The sequence below is a fragment of the Erwinia sp. QL-Z3 genome (assembly GCF_004551645.1).
Classification (GTDB): Bacteria; Pseudomonadota; Gammaproteobacteria; order Enterobacterales; family Enterobacteriaceae; genus Erwinia; species Erwinia billingiae.
In genome coordinates, this window is sequence record NZ_CP037950.1 from 263442 (window position 1) to 279582 (window position 16141).

At 58.1% G+C, this 16141-nt stretch carries 18 protein-coding genes; 6 read left to right on the forward strand and 12 right to left on the reverse strand.

The window, feature by feature from the left end:
* Positions 1 to 62: 62 nt before the first annotated feature.
* The 5 genes from E2F51_RS01930 to E2F51_RS01950 form a co-directional block, all read right to left on the reverse strand.
* Positions 63 to 578 carry a regulatory protein RecX gene (locus tag E2F51_RS01930; RefSeq protein WP_013203497.1) on the reverse strand — a complete coding sequence of 172 codons (516 nt, stop codon included), beginning with the start codon at positions 576 to 578 and terminating at the stop codon, positions 63 to 65.
* A gap of 139 nt (positions 579 to 717) precedes the next feature.
* Positions 718 to 1785 carry a recombinase RecA gene (gene recA, locus E2F51_RS01935; protein ID WP_013203498.1) on the reverse strand — a complete coding sequence of 356 codons (1068 nt, stop codon included), beginning with the start codon at positions 1783 to 1785 and terminating at the stop codon, positions 718 to 720.
* Between the two features lie 98 nt (positions 1786 to 1883).
* On the reverse strand, positions 1884 to 2378 hold the full coding sequence (gene pncC, locus E2F51_RS01940; RefSeq protein WP_134822606.1) for a nicotinamide-nucleotide amidase: 495 nt from the start codon (positions 2376 to 2378) through the stop codon (positions 1884 to 1886).
* A 110-nt stretch (positions 2379 to 2488) separates the two neighbouring features.
* Positions 2489 to 3262 (reverse strand): trans-aconitate 2-methyltransferase, encoded by a 774-nt coding sequence (gene tam / locus E2F51_RS01945; protein ID WP_013203500.1) that lies wholly within the window; start codon positions 3260 to 3262, stop codon positions 2489 to 2491.
* Positions 3263 to 3287: 25 nt separating this feature from the next.
* On the reverse strand, positions 3288 to 4421 hold the full coding sequence (locus E2F51_RS01950) for a PLP-dependent aspartate aminotransferase family protein (protein ID WP_134822607.1): 1134 nt from the start codon (positions 4419 to 4421) through the stop codon (positions 3288 to 3290).
* A gap of 97 nt (positions 4422 to 4518) precedes the next feature.
* Here E2F51_RS01950 and E2F51_RS01955 point away from each other — a divergent pair, with 97 nt between their 5' ends.
* From E2F51_RS01955 to E2F51_RS01980, 6 genes are read left to right on the forward strand one after another with little or no spacing between them, the layout of a single operon-like run.
* On the forward strand, positions 4519 to 5709 hold the full coding sequence (locus tag E2F51_RS01955) for a M20 family metallopeptidase (RefSeq protein WP_134822608.1): 1191 nt from the start codon (positions 4519 to 4521) through the stop codon (positions 5707 to 5709).
* 29 nt (positions 5710 to 5738) lie between these two features.
* Positions 5739 to 6587, forward strand: coding sequence for a transporter substrate-binding domain-containing protein (locus E2F51_RS01960; protein ID WP_134822609.1), 849 nt, complete (start codon positions 5739 to 5741; stop codon positions 6585 to 6587).
* Positions 6588 to 6602: 15 nt separating this feature from the next.
* Positions 6603 to 7322, forward strand: a complete 720-nt coding sequence (locus E2F51_RS01965; protein ID WP_134822610.1) for an ABC transporter permease — start codon at positions 6603 to 6605, stop codon at positions 7320 to 7322.
* A gap of 10 nt (positions 7323 to 7332) precedes the next feature.
* Positions 7333 to 8019 (forward strand): ABC transporter permease, encoded by a 687-nt coding sequence (locus tag E2F51_RS01970; RefSeq protein ID WP_105760033.1) that lies wholly within the window; start codon positions 7333 to 7335, stop codon positions 8017 to 8019.
* A complete protein-coding gene (locus E2F51_RS01975; protein ID WP_105760034.1) occupies positions 8016 to 8792 on the forward strand; it encodes an ABC transporter ATP-binding protein in 777 nt (258 codons plus the stop codon). The genes E2F51_RS01970 and E2F51_RS01975 overlap by 4 nt, the downstream gene beginning before the upstream one ends.
* 9 nt (positions 8793 to 8801) lie before the next feature.
* The gene (locus tag E2F51_RS01980; protein WP_105760035.1) at positions 8802 to 9479 is read left to right on the forward strand and encodes a GntR family transcriptional regulator; all 678 of its coding nucleotides are present in this window, start codon (positions 8802 to 8804) and stop codon (positions 9477 to 9479) included.
* Between the two features lie 3 nt (positions 9480 to 9482).
* On the opposite strand, the gene mltB is transcribed toward E2F51_RS01980, so the two are convergent.
* The 7 genes from mltB to E2F51_RS02015 all read right to left on the reverse strand — a co-directional run bounded on the left by mltB (position 9483) and on the right by E2F51_RS02015 (position 16129).
* Positions 9483 to 10550: a lytic murein transglycosylase B gene (gene mltB / locus E2F51_RS01985; RefSeq protein WP_134822611.1), complete on the reverse strand. Its 1068-nt coding sequence runs from the start codon at positions 10548 to 10550 to the stop codon at positions 9483 to 9485.
* Between the two features lie 135 nt (positions 10551 to 10685).
* On the reverse strand, positions 10686 to 11918 hold the full coding sequence (gene fucP, locus E2F51_RS01990) for an L-fucose:H+ symporter permease (RefSeq protein WP_053143899.1): 1233 nt from the start codon (positions 11916 to 11918) through the stop codon (positions 10686 to 10688).
* 86 nt (positions 11919 to 12004) lie between these two features.
* Positions 12005 to 12355 carry an L-rhamnose mutarotase gene (locus E2F51_RS01995; protein ID WP_105760038.1) on the reverse strand — a complete coding sequence of 117 codons (351 nt, stop codon included), beginning with the start codon at positions 12353 to 12355 and terminating at the stop codon, positions 12005 to 12007.
* A complete protein-coding gene (locus tag E2F51_RS02000; RefSeq protein WP_134822612.1) occupies positions 12352 to 13128 on the reverse strand; it encodes an SDR family oxidoreductase in 777 nt (258 codons plus the stop codon). The genes E2F51_RS01995 and E2F51_RS02000 overlap by 4 nt, the downstream gene beginning before the upstream one ends.
* Positions 13125 to 13973 carry an amidohydrolase gene (locus E2F51_RS02005; RefSeq protein ID WP_134822613.1) on the reverse strand — a complete coding sequence of 283 codons (849 nt, stop codon included), beginning with the start codon at positions 13971 to 13973 and terminating at the stop codon, positions 13125 to 13127. Before E2F51_RS02005 ends, E2F51_RS02000 begins: the two co-directional genes overlap by 4 nt.
* Positions 13973 to 15262 carry an L-fuconate dehydratase gene (locus tag E2F51_RS02010; protein ID WP_013203513.1) on the reverse strand — a complete coding sequence of 430 codons (1290 nt, stop codon included), beginning with the start codon at positions 15260 to 15262 and terminating at the stop codon, positions 13973 to 13975. The genes E2F51_RS02005 and E2F51_RS02010 overlap by 1 nt, the downstream gene beginning before the upstream one ends.
* A gap of 24 nt (positions 15263 to 15286) precedes the next feature.
* Positions 15287 to 16129 (reverse strand): fumarylacetoacetate hydrolase family protein, encoded by an 843-nt coding sequence (locus E2F51_RS02015; RefSeq protein ID WP_134822614.1) that lies wholly within the window; start codon positions 16127 to 16129, stop codon positions 15287 to 15289.
* Positions 16130 to 16141 lie beyond the last annotated feature (12 nt).

Genomic DNA, 16141 nt, shown 5'->3' on the forward strand with positions numbered 1-16141 from the left:
ACGAACAAAAAGTGGTGAATAAGATAAATTTTCTTCGGGGGGAAGTAAAATCCCATCGTCGGTCATTCGTCAAAATTTGAGAAAATGGCGCGAATATCGTCGGAAAAGAAGCCTTTGGTCATCAGATAGCGTTGGACTTTGGCTTTCTCCTTCCAGTCGGTAGGCAGCGGTAAGCCAAATTTGCGTTCAGCGACTTCAAATGCCTGGCGCGCCCAGTCAATTTCGCTATTGGCCAGCACCTCATCCGTCAGCGCCTTGTCTATCCCCTTCTGCCCCATCTCCATCCGAATACGCTGTGGGCCATAGCCTTTTCGGCTGCGGCTGGCGACAAAACGCTCGGCAAAATGGGCATCATCCAGATAGCGGTTTTCATAGCACCAGGCCACCACGCGGTCGATTTGCTCCGGCGTGATGGTCTCCGGTTCCTGAGACTTGTTTTTGGCATACATCGCGGCGCGTTCGGCTGACAACGCCAGCTTGCGGCGAAACTCAACTTCGCTGTGATCGCGCATGGCAAGAATGCGCATTGCCCGATCCAGCAGGCGAGCGAACTGGCTACGTTCAGTGGCGTCAGACATCTTGCTCCACGTTTTTTCAGGTTTAAAGGGGGATCACAAGGTAAGGGTAGCGAGGTTGAAAGCAAGAAACAAAAAAAGGAACGGATTTAATCCCGTTCCTTTTTTCACATGCTGACAGCGGAGGCTGTCAGGAACGAAATCAGAAGTTTTCGTTGGTTTCGCTGGTTTCATCCAGCTCGGCCGCCGTTGCCACAAAATCAGGCTTGGTGTCCGGGTTGGTCAGCAGCGTAGCACGCAGTTTAGCTTCAATTTCGTTGGCGATAGCCGGGTTCTCTTTCAGGAAGTTGCCTGAATTCGCTTTACCCTGACCAATCTTATCGCCGTTGTAGCTGTACCAGGCACCGGCTTTTTCAATCAGCTTGTGCTTCACGCCCAGGTCTACCAGCTCACCGTAAATGTTGATGCCTTCACCATACATGATCTGGAACTCAGCCTGCTTGAATGGCGCAGCAATTTTGTTCTTCACCACCTTCACGCGGGTTTCGCTGCCGACGACTTCGTCACCTTCTTTAATCGCGCCAATACGGCGGATATCCAGACGGACAGAAGCGTAGAACTTCAGCGCGTTACCACCGGTCGTGGTTTCCGGGTTACCGAACATCACACCAATTTTCATACGGATCTGGTTGATGAAGATCAGCAGGGTGCCAGAGTTTTTCAGGTTACCGGCCAGCTTACGCATTGCCTGGCTCATCATACGTGCCGCAAGGCCCATATGAGAGTCACCAATTTCACCTTCGATTTCTGCTTTCGGCGTCAGTGCAGCCACAGAGTCAACGATGATCACGTCTACCGCACCTGAGCGGGCCAACGCGTCACAGATTTCCAGCGCCTGCTCACCGGTGTCCGGCTGAGAACACAGCAGGTTATCGATATCTACGCCAAGCTTTTTGGCATAGACCGGGTCAAGGGCATGCTCTGCATCGATAAACGCACAGGTTTTACCTTTACGCTGTGCAGAAGCAATTACCTGCAGGGTCAGCGTGGTTTTACCGGAAGACTCAGGGCCATAGATTTCAACGATACGCCCCATTGGCAGGCCGCCCGCACCCAGTGCGATATCCAGTGACAGGGAACCGGTCGAAATGGTTTCCACGTCCATGGTACGGTCTTCACCCAGGCGCATGATGGAGCCTTTACCAAATTGCTTTTCAATCTGGCCCAGCGCTGCTGCCAGTGCTTTTTGCTTGTTTTCGTCGATAGCCATTTTCGCTCCTAATCATGCGGGGTAAAGCACACGCACACGCGGCTTTGCATATACTCAATATGGGGCTGATTATACTGTATGGTCATACAGTATCAAGTTTAATTTTCGAGAAAATGATCGCGCAGGGTCTGGAGCGCCCAGGCGGTGGCCTGACGGCGAACCGCTTCACGGTCACCGGAGAAAACCTGGCGTTGGGCCAGCGTCTCTTTGCCTTCGGCGGCAAAACCGAACCAGACCGTGCCCACGGGTTTTTCTGCCGAACCGCCATCCGGGCCGGCTATCCCACTGACAGATAGTGCAAAATTCGCCCGCGCCTGCTGCCGCGCGCCTTCGGCCATTTCCCGCACCACCGGTTCGCTGACGGCACCAAAACGCGCCAGCGAGGCGGCAGTCACGCCAACTAAATCCGCTTTCGCCTCATTACTGTAGGTCACGAAGCCGCGCTCAAACCATTGCGAACTGCCGGCGATATCGGTCAGCACTTTGGCGATCCAGCCGCCGGTGCAGGACTCCGCCGCCGTCACCGTCGCCTTGCGGTGTAACAGCCGCTGCCCGATGTCCTTACTCAGCTGCATTAATTCTGTGTCCGTCATCCCGACTCCTCTTTTCCCTCACTAACAGAACCGCAAGCCTAGCATTTTTTCTCGTTAAAAGAGGCCGCAAACGCCGTATTTGCGCGCCGTCTTCCAGTAAAAACGCAGGCTCACCCTTTTCGGGCCACCATAAACAGCCGAGGGAAAGGCATCAGCACATTGCCATCCTGACGGACCGAATAAGCACCGGCCAGCTCACGCAAATATTCCGCGAGGAAAGCCTCTTGATCCGGTTCACTCAGTGGGGTCAGAAACGGCCGCAAGCCGGTCGCCTTCAGCCAGTCCACCATCGCCTGATGCGACGGCATCACATGGTAATAAGTGGTGCGCCAGATATCGACCTTGCAGCCCGCCGCACTCAGCAAATCGTAATACGCTTCGGTGCTGAGCAGTTTCTTGCGGTCGGCGGCACCCGGGCCAATTTTCTCTGCCCACCGGCGGTCTTCCGCTACTTTGCGCATCAGGCTGTGCGTCGGCTGGTCGAGGTTATCAGGCATCTGGATTGCCAGCACGCCACCGGAAGCCAGCTGCGCCACCAAATGGGGGAATAACTGCTGATGATCGGTCAGCCACTGCAAAGAAGCGTTGGCGTAAATCACCTCCTGCGGCACGTCAGCCTGCCAGTGACGGATATCGGTCTGCACGAAATGGCAATCAGGCAGTCGTTTCAGCGCCTGCTCCAGCATCGCCTGCGAGCTGTCCAGCCCCGTCACGCGGGCTTCTGGCCAGGCCTGACAGAGCAGCTCGGTACTGTTGCCCGGTCCGCACCCCAGATCGGTGGCACGGCTGACATGTCGGAGGGGAATGCGGGAGAGTAATTCGGTGGCAGGACGCGTCCGTTCAGCTTCGAACTGACGGTAAAGATCGGGATTCCAGTCTTTCATGTGTTCCTCATCATAACGGTCAACCCTACGCATTAACTGTAGCATCTAACGCCTGGGCAAGATCGGCAAGCAGATCCGCGCAGTCTTCAATGCCCACCGACAGGCGCAGCAGATCGTCAGGACAACGAGATCCTTCGCCTTCCGTACTGCGACGGTGTTCAATCAGGCTTTCGGTCGACCCTAATGATGTTGAATGACGGAAGACGCGGGTGCGACGACAAAACGCGGCGGCGGCTTTGGCACCGGCGCTGAGCTGGAAAGAGAGCATCGCGCCAAAGCCACCAGAGAACTGGGCCTCAGCGCGGGCAAAATGGGGATTCTGTTCCAGCCCGGGATAGTGCACCCCGGAGACGCCAGGCTGCTGTGCCAGCCAGCGCGCGATCTTCAACGCATTCTCAGAGGCCCTTTCCACCCGAAGCGCAAGCGTACGCATTCCGCGTAACAGCAGCCAGGCTTCCATTGCCGGCAACACCGAACCGGATGCGGTGCGGTAAGCGATAATCTCCTGCCACCACGCGTCCGGGCTGGCGGTCACCAGCGCGCCAGCCGTTAAATCGCCGTGGCCATTCAGGTATTTGGTCGCCGAATGCAGCACCACGTCCGCCCCCAGCGTCAGCGCGTTGAGCCATAACGGCGTGGCCACGGTGGCATCCACCACCAGCCTCGCCCCCACCCGATGAGCCACCTTCGCCAGCGCCGCAATATCGGCAATTTTCCATAAGGGATTGGTGGGCAGCTCGGCCCAGATCAAATTCGTATGACCCTGACGCGTTGCCTGCCCGACCGCTTCCAGGTTACAAAGGTCCACCAGCGTTAAGGCGATCCCCTGCCGCTGGCAGTAGCGGCTGATGATGGTACGAAACCCGTAATAGCAATCCGCTTCGAGGATCACGCCGTCACCCGGTGTAAGGGTAGAAAGTACGGCCCAGGCTGCAGACGCCCCGGCGTTGAAGAAGGCACAACCCTGACCGTTTTCGAGGGTGTTGAGCAGCGATTCAGCCAGTAATACCGACGAGTTTCCGCTACGGGCATAGCCCAGTGCGCCTTCACTGCCGTCGATAACCGAGGTAACGCTGCTCTGAACAGGCGGCACAAGCCCACCGCTTTGCGGGCAGGTGTAATGGCCGAGTCCAGCCAGCAAGGTGGCATTTTTACGCATAGCGGCTTGTTTCCTGTTGATTTTTTGGCCATTATCGATTGTCGACAATCAATTGTCTATCTTTTGACCAGCGATTTTTCCCACTGTGAGGTTATGAATGAACGCATCTCAGCCTGAGGGCCTTGATGAAAAAATTGCCGGGATGGTGAAAGGGTTGGCGCCCCACCTGATTGCGCTGCGCCGCGATATCCATGCGCATCCGGAGCTGGGTTTTGATACGCATCGTACGGCAGACGTGATCGCCCAGGAGCTGCAGAGATTAGGCTTTGAGCCGCAGACCGGCGTGGGAAAAACCGGCGTCATGCTGGATATTCACGGTGCAGAGTCAGGCCCAAGTCTGTTGCTGCGTGCCGATATGGACGCCCTGCCTATCGAAGAGAAAACCGGATTGCCGTTTGCCAGCGTCTGGCCGGGCAAAATGCACGCCTGCGGTCATGACCTGCACACGGCAACCCTGCTGGGCGTGGCGGCCACGCTGAAAGAGCTGCAGCCGTTGCTGAAAGGGTCGGTGCGCCTGATCTTCCAGCCGGCGGAAGAGACCACCGAAAGCGGTGCCGCGGCGATGATTGCCGACGGAGCCGCCGATGGCCAGGACATGGCGATCACTTTCCATAACCGCCCGGAACTGGCGGTAGGTAATATTCTGCTGACCCGTGGCGCCAGTACCGCGTCCTGCGATGAGTTCGACGTGCAGGTGATCGGCATCTCCGGTCACGCCGCCCGTCCTCATGCCGCTGCGGACCCGATTGTTGCCACCGCGTATTTGATTACCCAACTGCAAACCATCATCTCCCGCGAGATGGATCCAGCCCAGTCAGCGGTATTGACCGTGGGGCACATTGAAGGCGGCGCCATCCACAATATTATTCCGGATTCCTGCCTGTTTCGGGGCACGGTACGGGCGCGCTCGGCCGCCTCACGCGATCATATTGAAGCCGCCTTCCGCCGCGTGTGTGCCGGAGTGGCGCTGTCGATGAACGTCAAGGTGGAGATCAACTATCAGCGTGGCGTTCCGCCGCTGCTCAATGACGACCGGATGGTCGACCTCGCTGAGCAAAGCATCACCCGCCAGTTTAAGCAGCAGCCTGAAGTGCAGCAAGGCAGAAGCTTCGGCGCTGAAGACTTCTCCTACTTTTCCGACCGGGTTCCGGCCTGTCAGATCCATATTGGGTCGGCTCAGCCTGGCCGTAATGACCATGTCCATAACTCAGACTATCAGCCAGACGAAGGCTGCATCAGCGTCGGTGCCATCGCGCTGACGCGTTTAACGCTGGATATTCTCTCTTAATCCGTTTTTCACTTTCTCAGGGGTAGCACATGATTCTGACACGCAAACGTTTCCTTACCGGTGCCATTGCCGCATTGGGCCTGCTGGTTCTGCCACAGTTACAGGCGAGAGACCTCTCGTCACTGACCTTCGCCACCGAAGGCGCCTTCCCTCCATACAACCAGACCACGCCATCGGGTGAAATTGTCGGCTTCGAACCCGATATGATCAAAGAGATCGCTAAGCGCGCGGGCTTTAACTACAAAATCGTCGCCCAGAGCTGGGGCGGCATGATCCCAGGCCTGCTGGACGGTAAATATGATGCGATCGTCGATGCGGTGTCGATCACCCCTAAGCGTCAGGAAACCATTAACTTCACCAGCCCGTACATCAACGGCGGCTCGGGCTTTGTCACCACCAAAGACAGCAGCATCCCCAACCTGCCCGGCACCGGCACCCGCATTTCACTGACCGATGATGCCGCCAGCAAACCGGCCATCGACAGCATCGCTAAGCTGGTGAAAGGCAAAACGATTGGTGTGCAGGTAGCCACCATTCAGGCTGACTTCCTGAAAAAATACTTTGGTGATATCGCCACGATCCGCACCTATCCTGGCGGCAAAGATACCTTCTTCGACCTCGATGCCGGCCGCGTGGATATGGTGATGGCGGCGGTTCCTAACCTGACGGCCTACGTGAAGCGTTCAAACGGCAATGGCGCACTGACCGGATACACCTTCCAGAATGGCGTACTGGGATCGGGTTCGGCGATCGGCATGCGTAAAGACGACACGGAACTGCAGGCGAAACTGAACACCGCTATCGATTCAATGGTGAAAGACGGCACGATGAAGGCGCTGATCGTCAAATGGTTTGGCATGGATTTATCGCCACAATAATGACCGGAGTTCCTGATGGGTATTGACTGGCAACTTCTGAGTTTTGGCCCCGACGGATGGGGCCCCGTGCTGCTGAAAGCCGCTGGCGTGACGGTATCCGTGTCGCTCTGCGCTTTTTTGCTGGGATCGGTAATTGGCAGCCTGGTGGCCTGGGCGAAGATTGGCGGCAATCGCTGGATGCGGCGACTGGCGGAAGGCTATACCGTGGTGTTACGCGGTATTCCTGACCTGATCGTCATCTATATCTTCTACTTTGGCGGTCGTCAGGTGCTGGCCTTCTTTGGTCACGCACTGGGCATGCAGGGGCCGTTTGATATCAGCGGCTTTGTCGCGGGCGCGCTGGCGATCGGGTTGATTTCGGGTGCCGGACAGGCTGAAGTGTTCCGTGGCTCTTATCACAGCATCCCCAAAGGCACGCTGGAAGCCGCCACGGTGGTCGGCATGGGAAAATCGCTGATGTTCCGGCGGGTGATCGTCCCGCAGGCGCTGACCACCGCCATCCCCGGACTGGGCAATCAGTGGCAGTCGGCAATTAAAGAGTCGGCGCTGGTGTCGGTGACCGGCCTGGTCGAAACCATGAATCAGGTGCAGGTGGCTTCCGGCTCGACGCAGATGCCCTTCTTCTTCTTTGCCGTTGGCGCAGTGATTTATTTGCTGATCACCACCGTCTCTGAGTTTGTGATCCGTCAGGCTGAGAAATGGTCTTTGCGCGGTCAGAATTACCACCAGCTTTAAGGGCACGGGCATGGACATCACCTTTATACAAGAGACCTTTCTGAAGCTGTTAGCCGGCCTGCCGCTGACCTTAAACCTGGCGGTGCTGTCGCTGTTGGGTGGCGGTTTGCTGGCGCTGACTCTCAACTTACTGCGCGCCACGCGTGCGGGCAGTTATGTCGCACGCAGCTACGTTTTTCTGTTCCGCGGCACGCCGTTGCTGATTCAGATTTTTATGATCTATTACGGCCTGGGCAATATCAGCGCCATTCGCCACAGCTTTCTCTGGCCGTTCCTGCGCGATCCTTACTGGTGCGGGCTGCTGGCCCTGATCCTCAATGACGCGGCCTACACCTCTGAAATTCTCAGAGGCGGCATTCGCGCCGTGCCGGCTGGGGCTATTGAAGCCGCGAGGGTGTGCGGCATGTCAACATTCACCATCCTCAAGCGGATCACGCTGCCAATTGCCGTCCGTCAGGCCTTACCGGCCTACAGTAATGAAGTGATTTCGATGGCCAAGTCGACGTCGCTGGTCAGCACCATCAGCCTGATGGACGTCACCGGGATTGCCAACGCCGAGGTCTCATCCACCTACCGTGCGCTGGAAGTGTTTATCAGTGCGGCGGTGATTTACCTCGCCATCTCACTGATCGTCACCAAGGGTCTCTCCCTGTTTGAGAAATATCTTTCACCCGATAAGTTCGGAGCCAGAGCATGAGCACACCCACGCTGACACTGCGTAATATAAAGAAGAGTTTTGACCAGCATGAAGTGCTGCATGATGTCAGCCTGACCGCCAACGACGGCGATGTGATTTCGCTAATTGGCGCCAGCGGCTCGGGCAAAAGTACCCTGCTGCGCTGCATTCCTTTTCTGGAAGTGCCCCAGGGCGGCGAAATTCAGGTCGCCAACGAAAAAATCACCCTGACCGGTAGCGACGGCACGCTGACCAACGCGCAACAAACCGCGGTGCGCAATATCCGTCAGCAGCTCGGTTTTGTTTTCCAGAGCTTTAATCTGTGGCCGCACCGCACCGTGCTGCAAAACATCATTGAAGCGCCGGTGCATGTGCAAAAGCGCAATAAAAAAGAGTGCATCGAAGAAGCGGAAGCCCTGCTGGAAAAGGTCGGGCTGTCGGCGAAGAGGGATGCCTGGCCTGCTCACCTTTCTGGCGGTCAGCAACAGCGTATTGCCATTGCCCGCGCGCTGGCGCAGCACCCGAAAGCGATCCTGTTCGATGAGCCGACGTCAGCCCTCGATCCCGAGCTGGTCGGTGACGTATTAAAAGTGATCCGCGACCTGGCTGAAGAGGGCCGTACCATGATTATCGTCACCCACGAAATGGGCTTTGCCCGCGAAGTGTCGAACAAGGCGATCTTTCTGCATCAGGGTCGGGTTGAAGAAGAAGGCCCGCCAGAGCAGGTCTTTTCCAACCCGAACTCCGACCGCTGCCGGGCCTTTGTCAGCAGCCATTTCCAGCGCAACTTTTAAGGTTTCGTCATGGATAAACAGGATCCCATCGTACGCAAGAGTTTGCAGGATAACGCCATCGACTGGCTTCGACGGGAGATTGTCCATGGCCGCTTGCAGCCCGGCGAAGTGCTGACCGAGATTGCGCTGGCGCAGCAGATGGGCGTGGGTCGCGGTACCGTTCGCTCGGCGCTGTTTGCGCTGGAAGCGCAGGAACTGGTGGTACGTTCGCCTTATCTCAGCTGTCATGTGGCACCGTTAAACGCCGAAATCATCTGGGAAATCTACACGCTGCGGGAAGCGCTGGAATGTCTGGCGGCCAGAATTTACGTCAGCCGCCGCACGCCGCTAAGCCGTCAGAAACTGAACCAGGCTTTTGACGGCCTGGCAAAGGCGGAGAAGGGTGATATGGACAGCCGCGTCGAGGCCGATCTTCGCTACCATCGCACGCTGGTGGACGCGACGAGTCACGGGCATCTCAACCGCAGGCACAAGCAGTTACAGGATAAAATGGAGTGGCTGTATCGCTGGTCAGAAGGCCACTGGCCGCAGCGTGAGCCGCTGGTCAGTGGGCATCAGGCACTGCATGATGCGCTGATTACCGGCGATGAGGATCGGGCTGAAGCGATGACCCGCCAGCATATCCGCTCCTCGCTGGAAGAAGACCTGCAGGGGTTTGCAGGCCTTTCCTCAGACACGCAGCGCTAAGGTTTAGCGCGCGTCCTTCACCGCCAGACCCAGTTGCCACACCGCCATCGCATAGTGATTGCTGTGGTTATAGCGGGTGATGGCATAGAAGTTTGGCAAGCCGAACCAGTACTGGTAGCTGGTGCCCATATCAAAGCGCAACAGGCTGACCTGCTGATTGCCGTCCAGCTTCAGCTGCGGACGGAAGCCGCCAGCGGCCAGCGACGAGACGGAATAACGGGTTTTGAAGCCAGTTTCCCAGGTGGTGTCGGGACCGGTCGCCGGCACGGCCACGGTGCCATTTTTCACCCAGCCATGGGCGTTAAAGTAGTGCGCCACGCTGCCGATGGCATCCACCGGATCCAACAGGTTGATGTGCCCATCGCCATTGAAATCGACGGCATAGCTTTTAAAGGAGGACGGCATAAACTGGCCGTAACCCATCGCACCGGCGTAAGAGCCGCGCAGATCCAGCGGGTCATCACCCTCTTCCCTTGCCATCAGCAGGAAGGTTTCCAGCTCGGCGCTAAAGAAGTCGGCCCGACGCGGATAGTTAAACGCCAGCGTTGAGAGCGCATCGATAATGCGGGTTTTGCCCATCACGCGGCCCCAGCGGGTTTCGACGCCAATAATGCCGACGATAATTTCCGGCGGCACGCCGTAGGTTTGATACGCACGCTGCAACGCATCCTGATACTGGTTCCAGAACATCACGCCGTTTTGCACGTTGGACGGGGTAATAAACTTGGCCCGGTAGCGGATCCCCGCGCCGTTTGGCCCGGTCGGTCCCTGCGAAATCGGCGCCTGGCGATCCATCAGGCGGATAACCCAGTTCAGGTTATTGGCCTGCGCCAGCACATCATGCAGCTGCTGACGCTGGAAACCGTGTTCGCGCACCATTTTATCGATAAAGCGCTCGGTGGCCGGATTGTTGGCAAAATCGCCCATCAGTGGCGTGGTGTTGTGCGCGGGGTCCAGCTTGAAGCCGCCGCCAAAGGGATTGCCCTGCGGTTCAACGTTCTGTGGTGGTTTATGGCTACTACAGGCGGTCAGTAACAGCAGTGCAGGAAGAAGTGTGGCCAGAGAACGCATTGAATATCCATAAGTGCGATGCGAAAGAGTAACGCCATGGTAAAGCATTGGCTGGCGAGAAGAAAAGCAGATGTTATGTAAAGAAAGGGCAGCCAGCGGCTGCCCGGAGAGAGCGGAATATTCAGAGAAGACCCTTCAGGCTTTCGCCCGCTGGCGCACGGCATATACCAGCACTACGGCAAAGCACAGCAGAGGCAGGCTGTAGGCGGTTGCGGTGCTGTAGCGGTCCGCCATCGCGCCCATCAGATACGGCATAATCGCGCCACCGACAATCGCCATAATCATCAGCGAACTGGCGCGTTTAGTCTGTTTGCCCATGTTTTTCACCCCCATCGCGAACAGCGTCGGGAACATGATCGACATAAAGAAGAACACCGCCACCAGCGCAATCACCGACAGCGTTTCAATCCCCGACACCACGATGGCGCACAGCACAATGTTGATGGCGGCATACGCCACCAGCAGCGTCGCCGGACGAACGCGTCCCATCAGCCAGGTGCTGAAGAAGCGGCCAATCATAAAGCTGACCATCCCCACCGACAGCAGGTAAGAGGCGTTCTGGTTAGAGAGGTTCGCCCAGTGCTCGGTAACGTAGTTAATAAAGAAGGCACCGACGCCCACCTGCGCGGCGACATAAAAGAACTGAGCAATCACCCCGCCGGTAAAGTGGCCATGCTGCCACAGGCTTTTTTCATCGCCGCTGCTCTGCTCTTCTTCCTGCGCGCGAATGTCCGGCAGACGGGTGCGGCCAAAGACAAAGGCAATCACCAGCACTAACGCCGCAATCGCCACGTAGGTGGTTTTCACTGACGCCAGGCCATCGGTGGTGGTGCCCTGCGTGGCAGAGAAGAACAGCGATCCGCCGATCACCGGGCCAACAAACTGCCCCAGGCCATTAAACGATTGTGACAGATTCAGGCGACGTTCCGCGCCAGCCGGATCGCCCAGCACTGTGGCGTAAGGGTTGGCCGCCGTTTCCAGACAGCCTAACCCCAGCGCGATGACAAACAGCGCCAGCAGGAACATCTCAAAACTGCCGGCTGAAGCGGCAGGAACAAACAGCAGCGCACCCAGCGCATACAGGCACAGCCCCACCAGCACACCGGCCTTGTAACCGAAGCGATCCATAAAGAATCCCGCCGGTAACGCCACCACAAAGTACGCGCCGAAGTAGGCCGCCTGCAACAGGCCCGACTGGGCTTTGTTGACGTGCAGCACCTCCTGGAAATGCTTATTCAACACGTCGAGCAAGCCGTAGGAGAGTCCCCACATAAAAAACAGGACGGTGACCATAATAAAGGCCAGCCGATAGCTGGTTGCCGCTTGTCGCTCGCGATAAGCCGGCGCAGTCGTTTTATTGACTAACATGTTTCGTTCCTCGGTAGCTGTGGCCAGTACAGCGAAAAACACCGGCAGTGAAGAGATGAGGGCCAGAAGAGAACCCGTTGATTAACTTAGTTCTGCTCCTGCAGAGAGAAGATCCGTTCCATCGCCACCCATTTTTCTCCGGCGGGTGTCCAGGGGGTTGGCCGCTGATAAGTCCACATCAGCGCCTCCCATTCCCTGACTTTCGCATCCTGCTCACTAAACTGTGCGAACCGCTCGGCGTCGAAGTCTGGCGTGGTTTCCATCACCATCACCAGCCGGGTGCCCAGCAGATAAATTTCCATATCGGCGATGCCGTAGCGCCGCAGATGTTGTGCAATCTCCGGCCAGATCTGCTGGTGATACTGGCGATATTCCGCAATCAGCTGCGGATCGTCAGCCAGGTCCAGCGCCTGGCAGTAACGTCGGTTCCCGGTCATGTCAGCGCCCTGTCCAGATGGGAATAGCCGCCGTCAACCGTCAGCCATTGCCCGGTGGTGTGCGAGGCCCGCGACGACAGCAAAAAGACCACGGTGTCGGCGATTTCCTGCGGCGTGGTCATCCGCTTGCCAAGCGGAATATGGCGGGTAATTTGCTTCAGCTTTTCCTCCGGCTGGTCGAAGCTCTTGATCCAGCGTTCGTATAGCGGCGTCATCACCTCTGCCGGGATAACCGCATTGACGCGGATCCCGTCACTGAGCAATGAGGCGGCCCATTCCCGCGTCAGCGCCAGCACGCCGCCTTTTGCCGAGGCATAGCCGCTGGTGTTTCCCTGTCCGGTCAGCGCGGTCTTCGAGCTGATATTGACGATGGCGCCCTGGCTGGCTCGCAGATGATCCAGACACAAATGCGCCATCAGGTAGTAATGGATCAGGTTCTTTTCCAGCGAGCGCACAAAGGCTTCCCTTCCGGCTTCCAGACCCACGCTGTCATTGACGCCGGCGTTATTCACCAGCCCGTCAATGCGGCCACATTGATGAGTGAGGCGTTCCACCGCCTGAATGCAGCTGGATTCGTCCTGTAATTCCGCCAGCACGAAAAACGCCTCTGGCTGATGCTGGTGAAGCCGTTGCATCAGCTCAGCGGACGGTTCGCTGTTGCTGACAATCACCGGGATCGCCCCTTCTTCGGCCAGCGTCAGCGAGATGGCAGCACCAATGCCGGAGCCGCCGCCGGTCACGATCACCACTTTGTTTTGCAGATGAAGATTCATACTTCAACGTCCTCTATTCGATAGATTCGGCAGGCATTGCCGCCGGAAATGGCGTCCTGCTCGCTGGCCGATAACGGCGCGATGGCGCGCTGAATAAGCTGCCAGGCATCGGCATACTCGCCCGCCAGCAGGCAGACCGGCCAGTCCGATCCGGCCAGCACCCGGTCGCTGCCAAACGCCTCGAGGGCCGCATCGATAAACGGCAGCAGATCGTCAATGGCATAGCCCGCCGGGCGGGGCTCGGTCAGCAGGCCGGACAGTTTGCAACTGACATGCGGTAACGCTGCCAGCGGGGCGATCTGCCTGGCCCAGCTTTTGGCACCGGCCGCCAGATCCGGTTTGCCCAGGTGATCCAGCACCATCAGATGACCATCGTGACGGGCCGCAAACGCCGTCGCCTCGGCCAGATGCCGGTGCGTGACCAGCAGATCCCAGACGTACTCTTTGCGCTGCAGCTGCTGCATCGCCGACTGCACCGATGGCTGTGCCATCCAACCCGCCGGATCGGCCTCGTCCTGGATCAGATGGCGGAAGCCGCGCAGTAATACACGATGTTCACATTCCGCCAGCTGTGGCGTGAGATCGCCCTGCTGGAGATCGATCCAACCGATCACCGCCTTCACCTCGGGGGAACGTCCGGCCAGATCCAGCAACCCATGCGTCTCCTGCAGGCTTTGCCTCGCCTGCACCAGCACGCTGCCGTCAATGCCCTGTGCCGACAACTCAGGCGCCAGCTGGCGAGGCAGGAAATCCTGCTTTAGCCGCGCCATCCCATCACCGATCCAGCCATATTCCTGCGGCTGGTAGCGCCAGAAGTGCTGGTGTGCATCAATCCGCAGCGTCATCAGGCCGGTTCCAGCGCGCGAAAGCGGTATTGTTCAATCGAGGCCGGGTACATTTCGATGGAGAATCCGGGATGTTCTGGCGGCATATAGGCAGCCCCTTTGATCACACAGGGATGAACAAAGTGCTCGTGCAGATGATCGACAAACTCAATCACCCGGCCTTCGTGGGTGCCGGCAATGCACAGATAGTCGATCATCGACAGATGCTGGACGTATTCGCACAGCCCGACGCCGCCGGCATGCGGACACACCGGCAGATCGTATTTCGCCGCCATCAGCATCACCGCGAGGATCTCGTTGACGCCACCCATCCGGCAGGCATCGATCTGCACCACATCGATCGCGCCGCGCATGATGAACTGTTTGAACATAATGCGGTTCTGGCACATTTCGCCGGTGGCCACTTTGACCGGCGCGATGCCTTCCCGAATGCGGCGATGGCCTTCGATGTCGTCCGGGCTGGTCGGCTCTTCGATAAACCACGGATTGGCAAACGCCAGCTTGTTCACCCAGGGAATGGCTTCATTGGTTTCCCACACCTGGTTCGCGTCGATCATCAGTTTGCGATCCGGGCCGATCACTTCGCGGGCGATGGTCACCCGGCGAATGTCATCTTCCAGATCGCGCCCGACCTTCAGCTTCAGGTAATCAAAGCCGGCATCCACCGCTTCCTGACACAGGCGACGCAGCTTGTCATCGGGATAGCCCAGCCAGCCGGCTGAGGTGGTGTAGCAGGGATAGCCGTCAGCCAGCAGCGTTTGCAGCCGCTGATCTTTGTTGTCCGCCCGCTGACGCAGCAGCGCCAGCGCTTCCTCCGGCGTGATGCAGTCGGTGATGTAACGGAAATCCACACAGCGCACCAGCTCTTCCGGCGACATCTCGGCCACCAGCCGCCACAGCGGTTTGCCTTCGGCCTTACTCCACAAATCCCACACCGCGTTGATCACTGCGCCGGTCGCCAGGTGGATCGCGCCTTTGTCCGGGCCAATCCAGCGCAGCTGGCTGTCGCTGGTAAAGGATCGCCAGAACGCGCCCATATCTGCGGCGATGGTGGCCAGATCGCGCCCGACCACCAGATGCTGCAGCGCATGGATTGCGGCGCAGCAAATTTCATTTCCCCGGCCAATGGTAAAGGTCAGCCCGTGGCCGCTCAGTGACGGGGTGTCGGTCTCTAAAATCACGTACGCGGCGGAATAGTCCGGGTCCGGGTTCATCGCGTCCGATCCATCCAGTGACAGCGAGGTCGGGAAGCGAATATCTTCAACGCGCAGGGCAGTAATCGTGGTCATAAATGCGTCCTTAACTGAACCGGCCTAAGCCTGAATGGTTGTCTGGCGCTGTTCACCCAGCCCCTCAATACCGAGGCGGATCTGCTGGCCGGCACGCAGGTAGACCGGCGGTTTCTGCCCCATTCCCACTCCCGGCGGCGTGCCGGTAGAAATCACATCGCCCGGCTGCAGGCTCATAAAGCGGCTCAGGTAGCTGATGATTTCCGGCACCTTAAAAATCATGGTGTTGGTATTGCCGTTCTGATAGCGCTTGCCGTCCACTTCCAGCCACATGCTGAGCTGATTGGCATCGGGGATTTCATCGGTGGTCACCAGCCAGGGTCCTAGCGGGCCGAAGGTATCGCAGCCTTTGCCTTTGTCCCAGGTGCCGCCACGCTCAATCTGGAATTCACGTTCGGAAACGTCGTTAATTACGCAGTAGCCTGCAACGTGGGACAGCGCATCGGCTTCGCTGATGTAGCGACCGCCTTTGCCAATCACCACGCCCAGCTCCACTTCCCAGTCGGTTTTTACCGAGTCGCGCGGGATCTCAATCGCATCGTTCGGACCGACAATGGCGCTGGTCCATTTGCTGAAGATCACCGGCTCTTTGGGGATTTCCGCCCCGGTTTCCGCCGCATGGTCGGCGTAGTTAAGGCCGATGCAGATAAATTTGCCGACATTGCCAACGCAGGCGCCGATGCGCGGCGTGCCAGCCACTTTCGGCAGCGCGTCGACATTCAGCTGACGCAGCTTGTCCAGTGAAGCGGGCGACAAGGCGCTGCCGGCCAGATCGTCAATCACCTCGGAGAGATCGCGCAGGTTGCCCTGGGCATCAACCAGTGCCGGACGCTCTGCGCCTGGCTGACCGTAACGTAATAATTTCATCCTTCCTCCTGT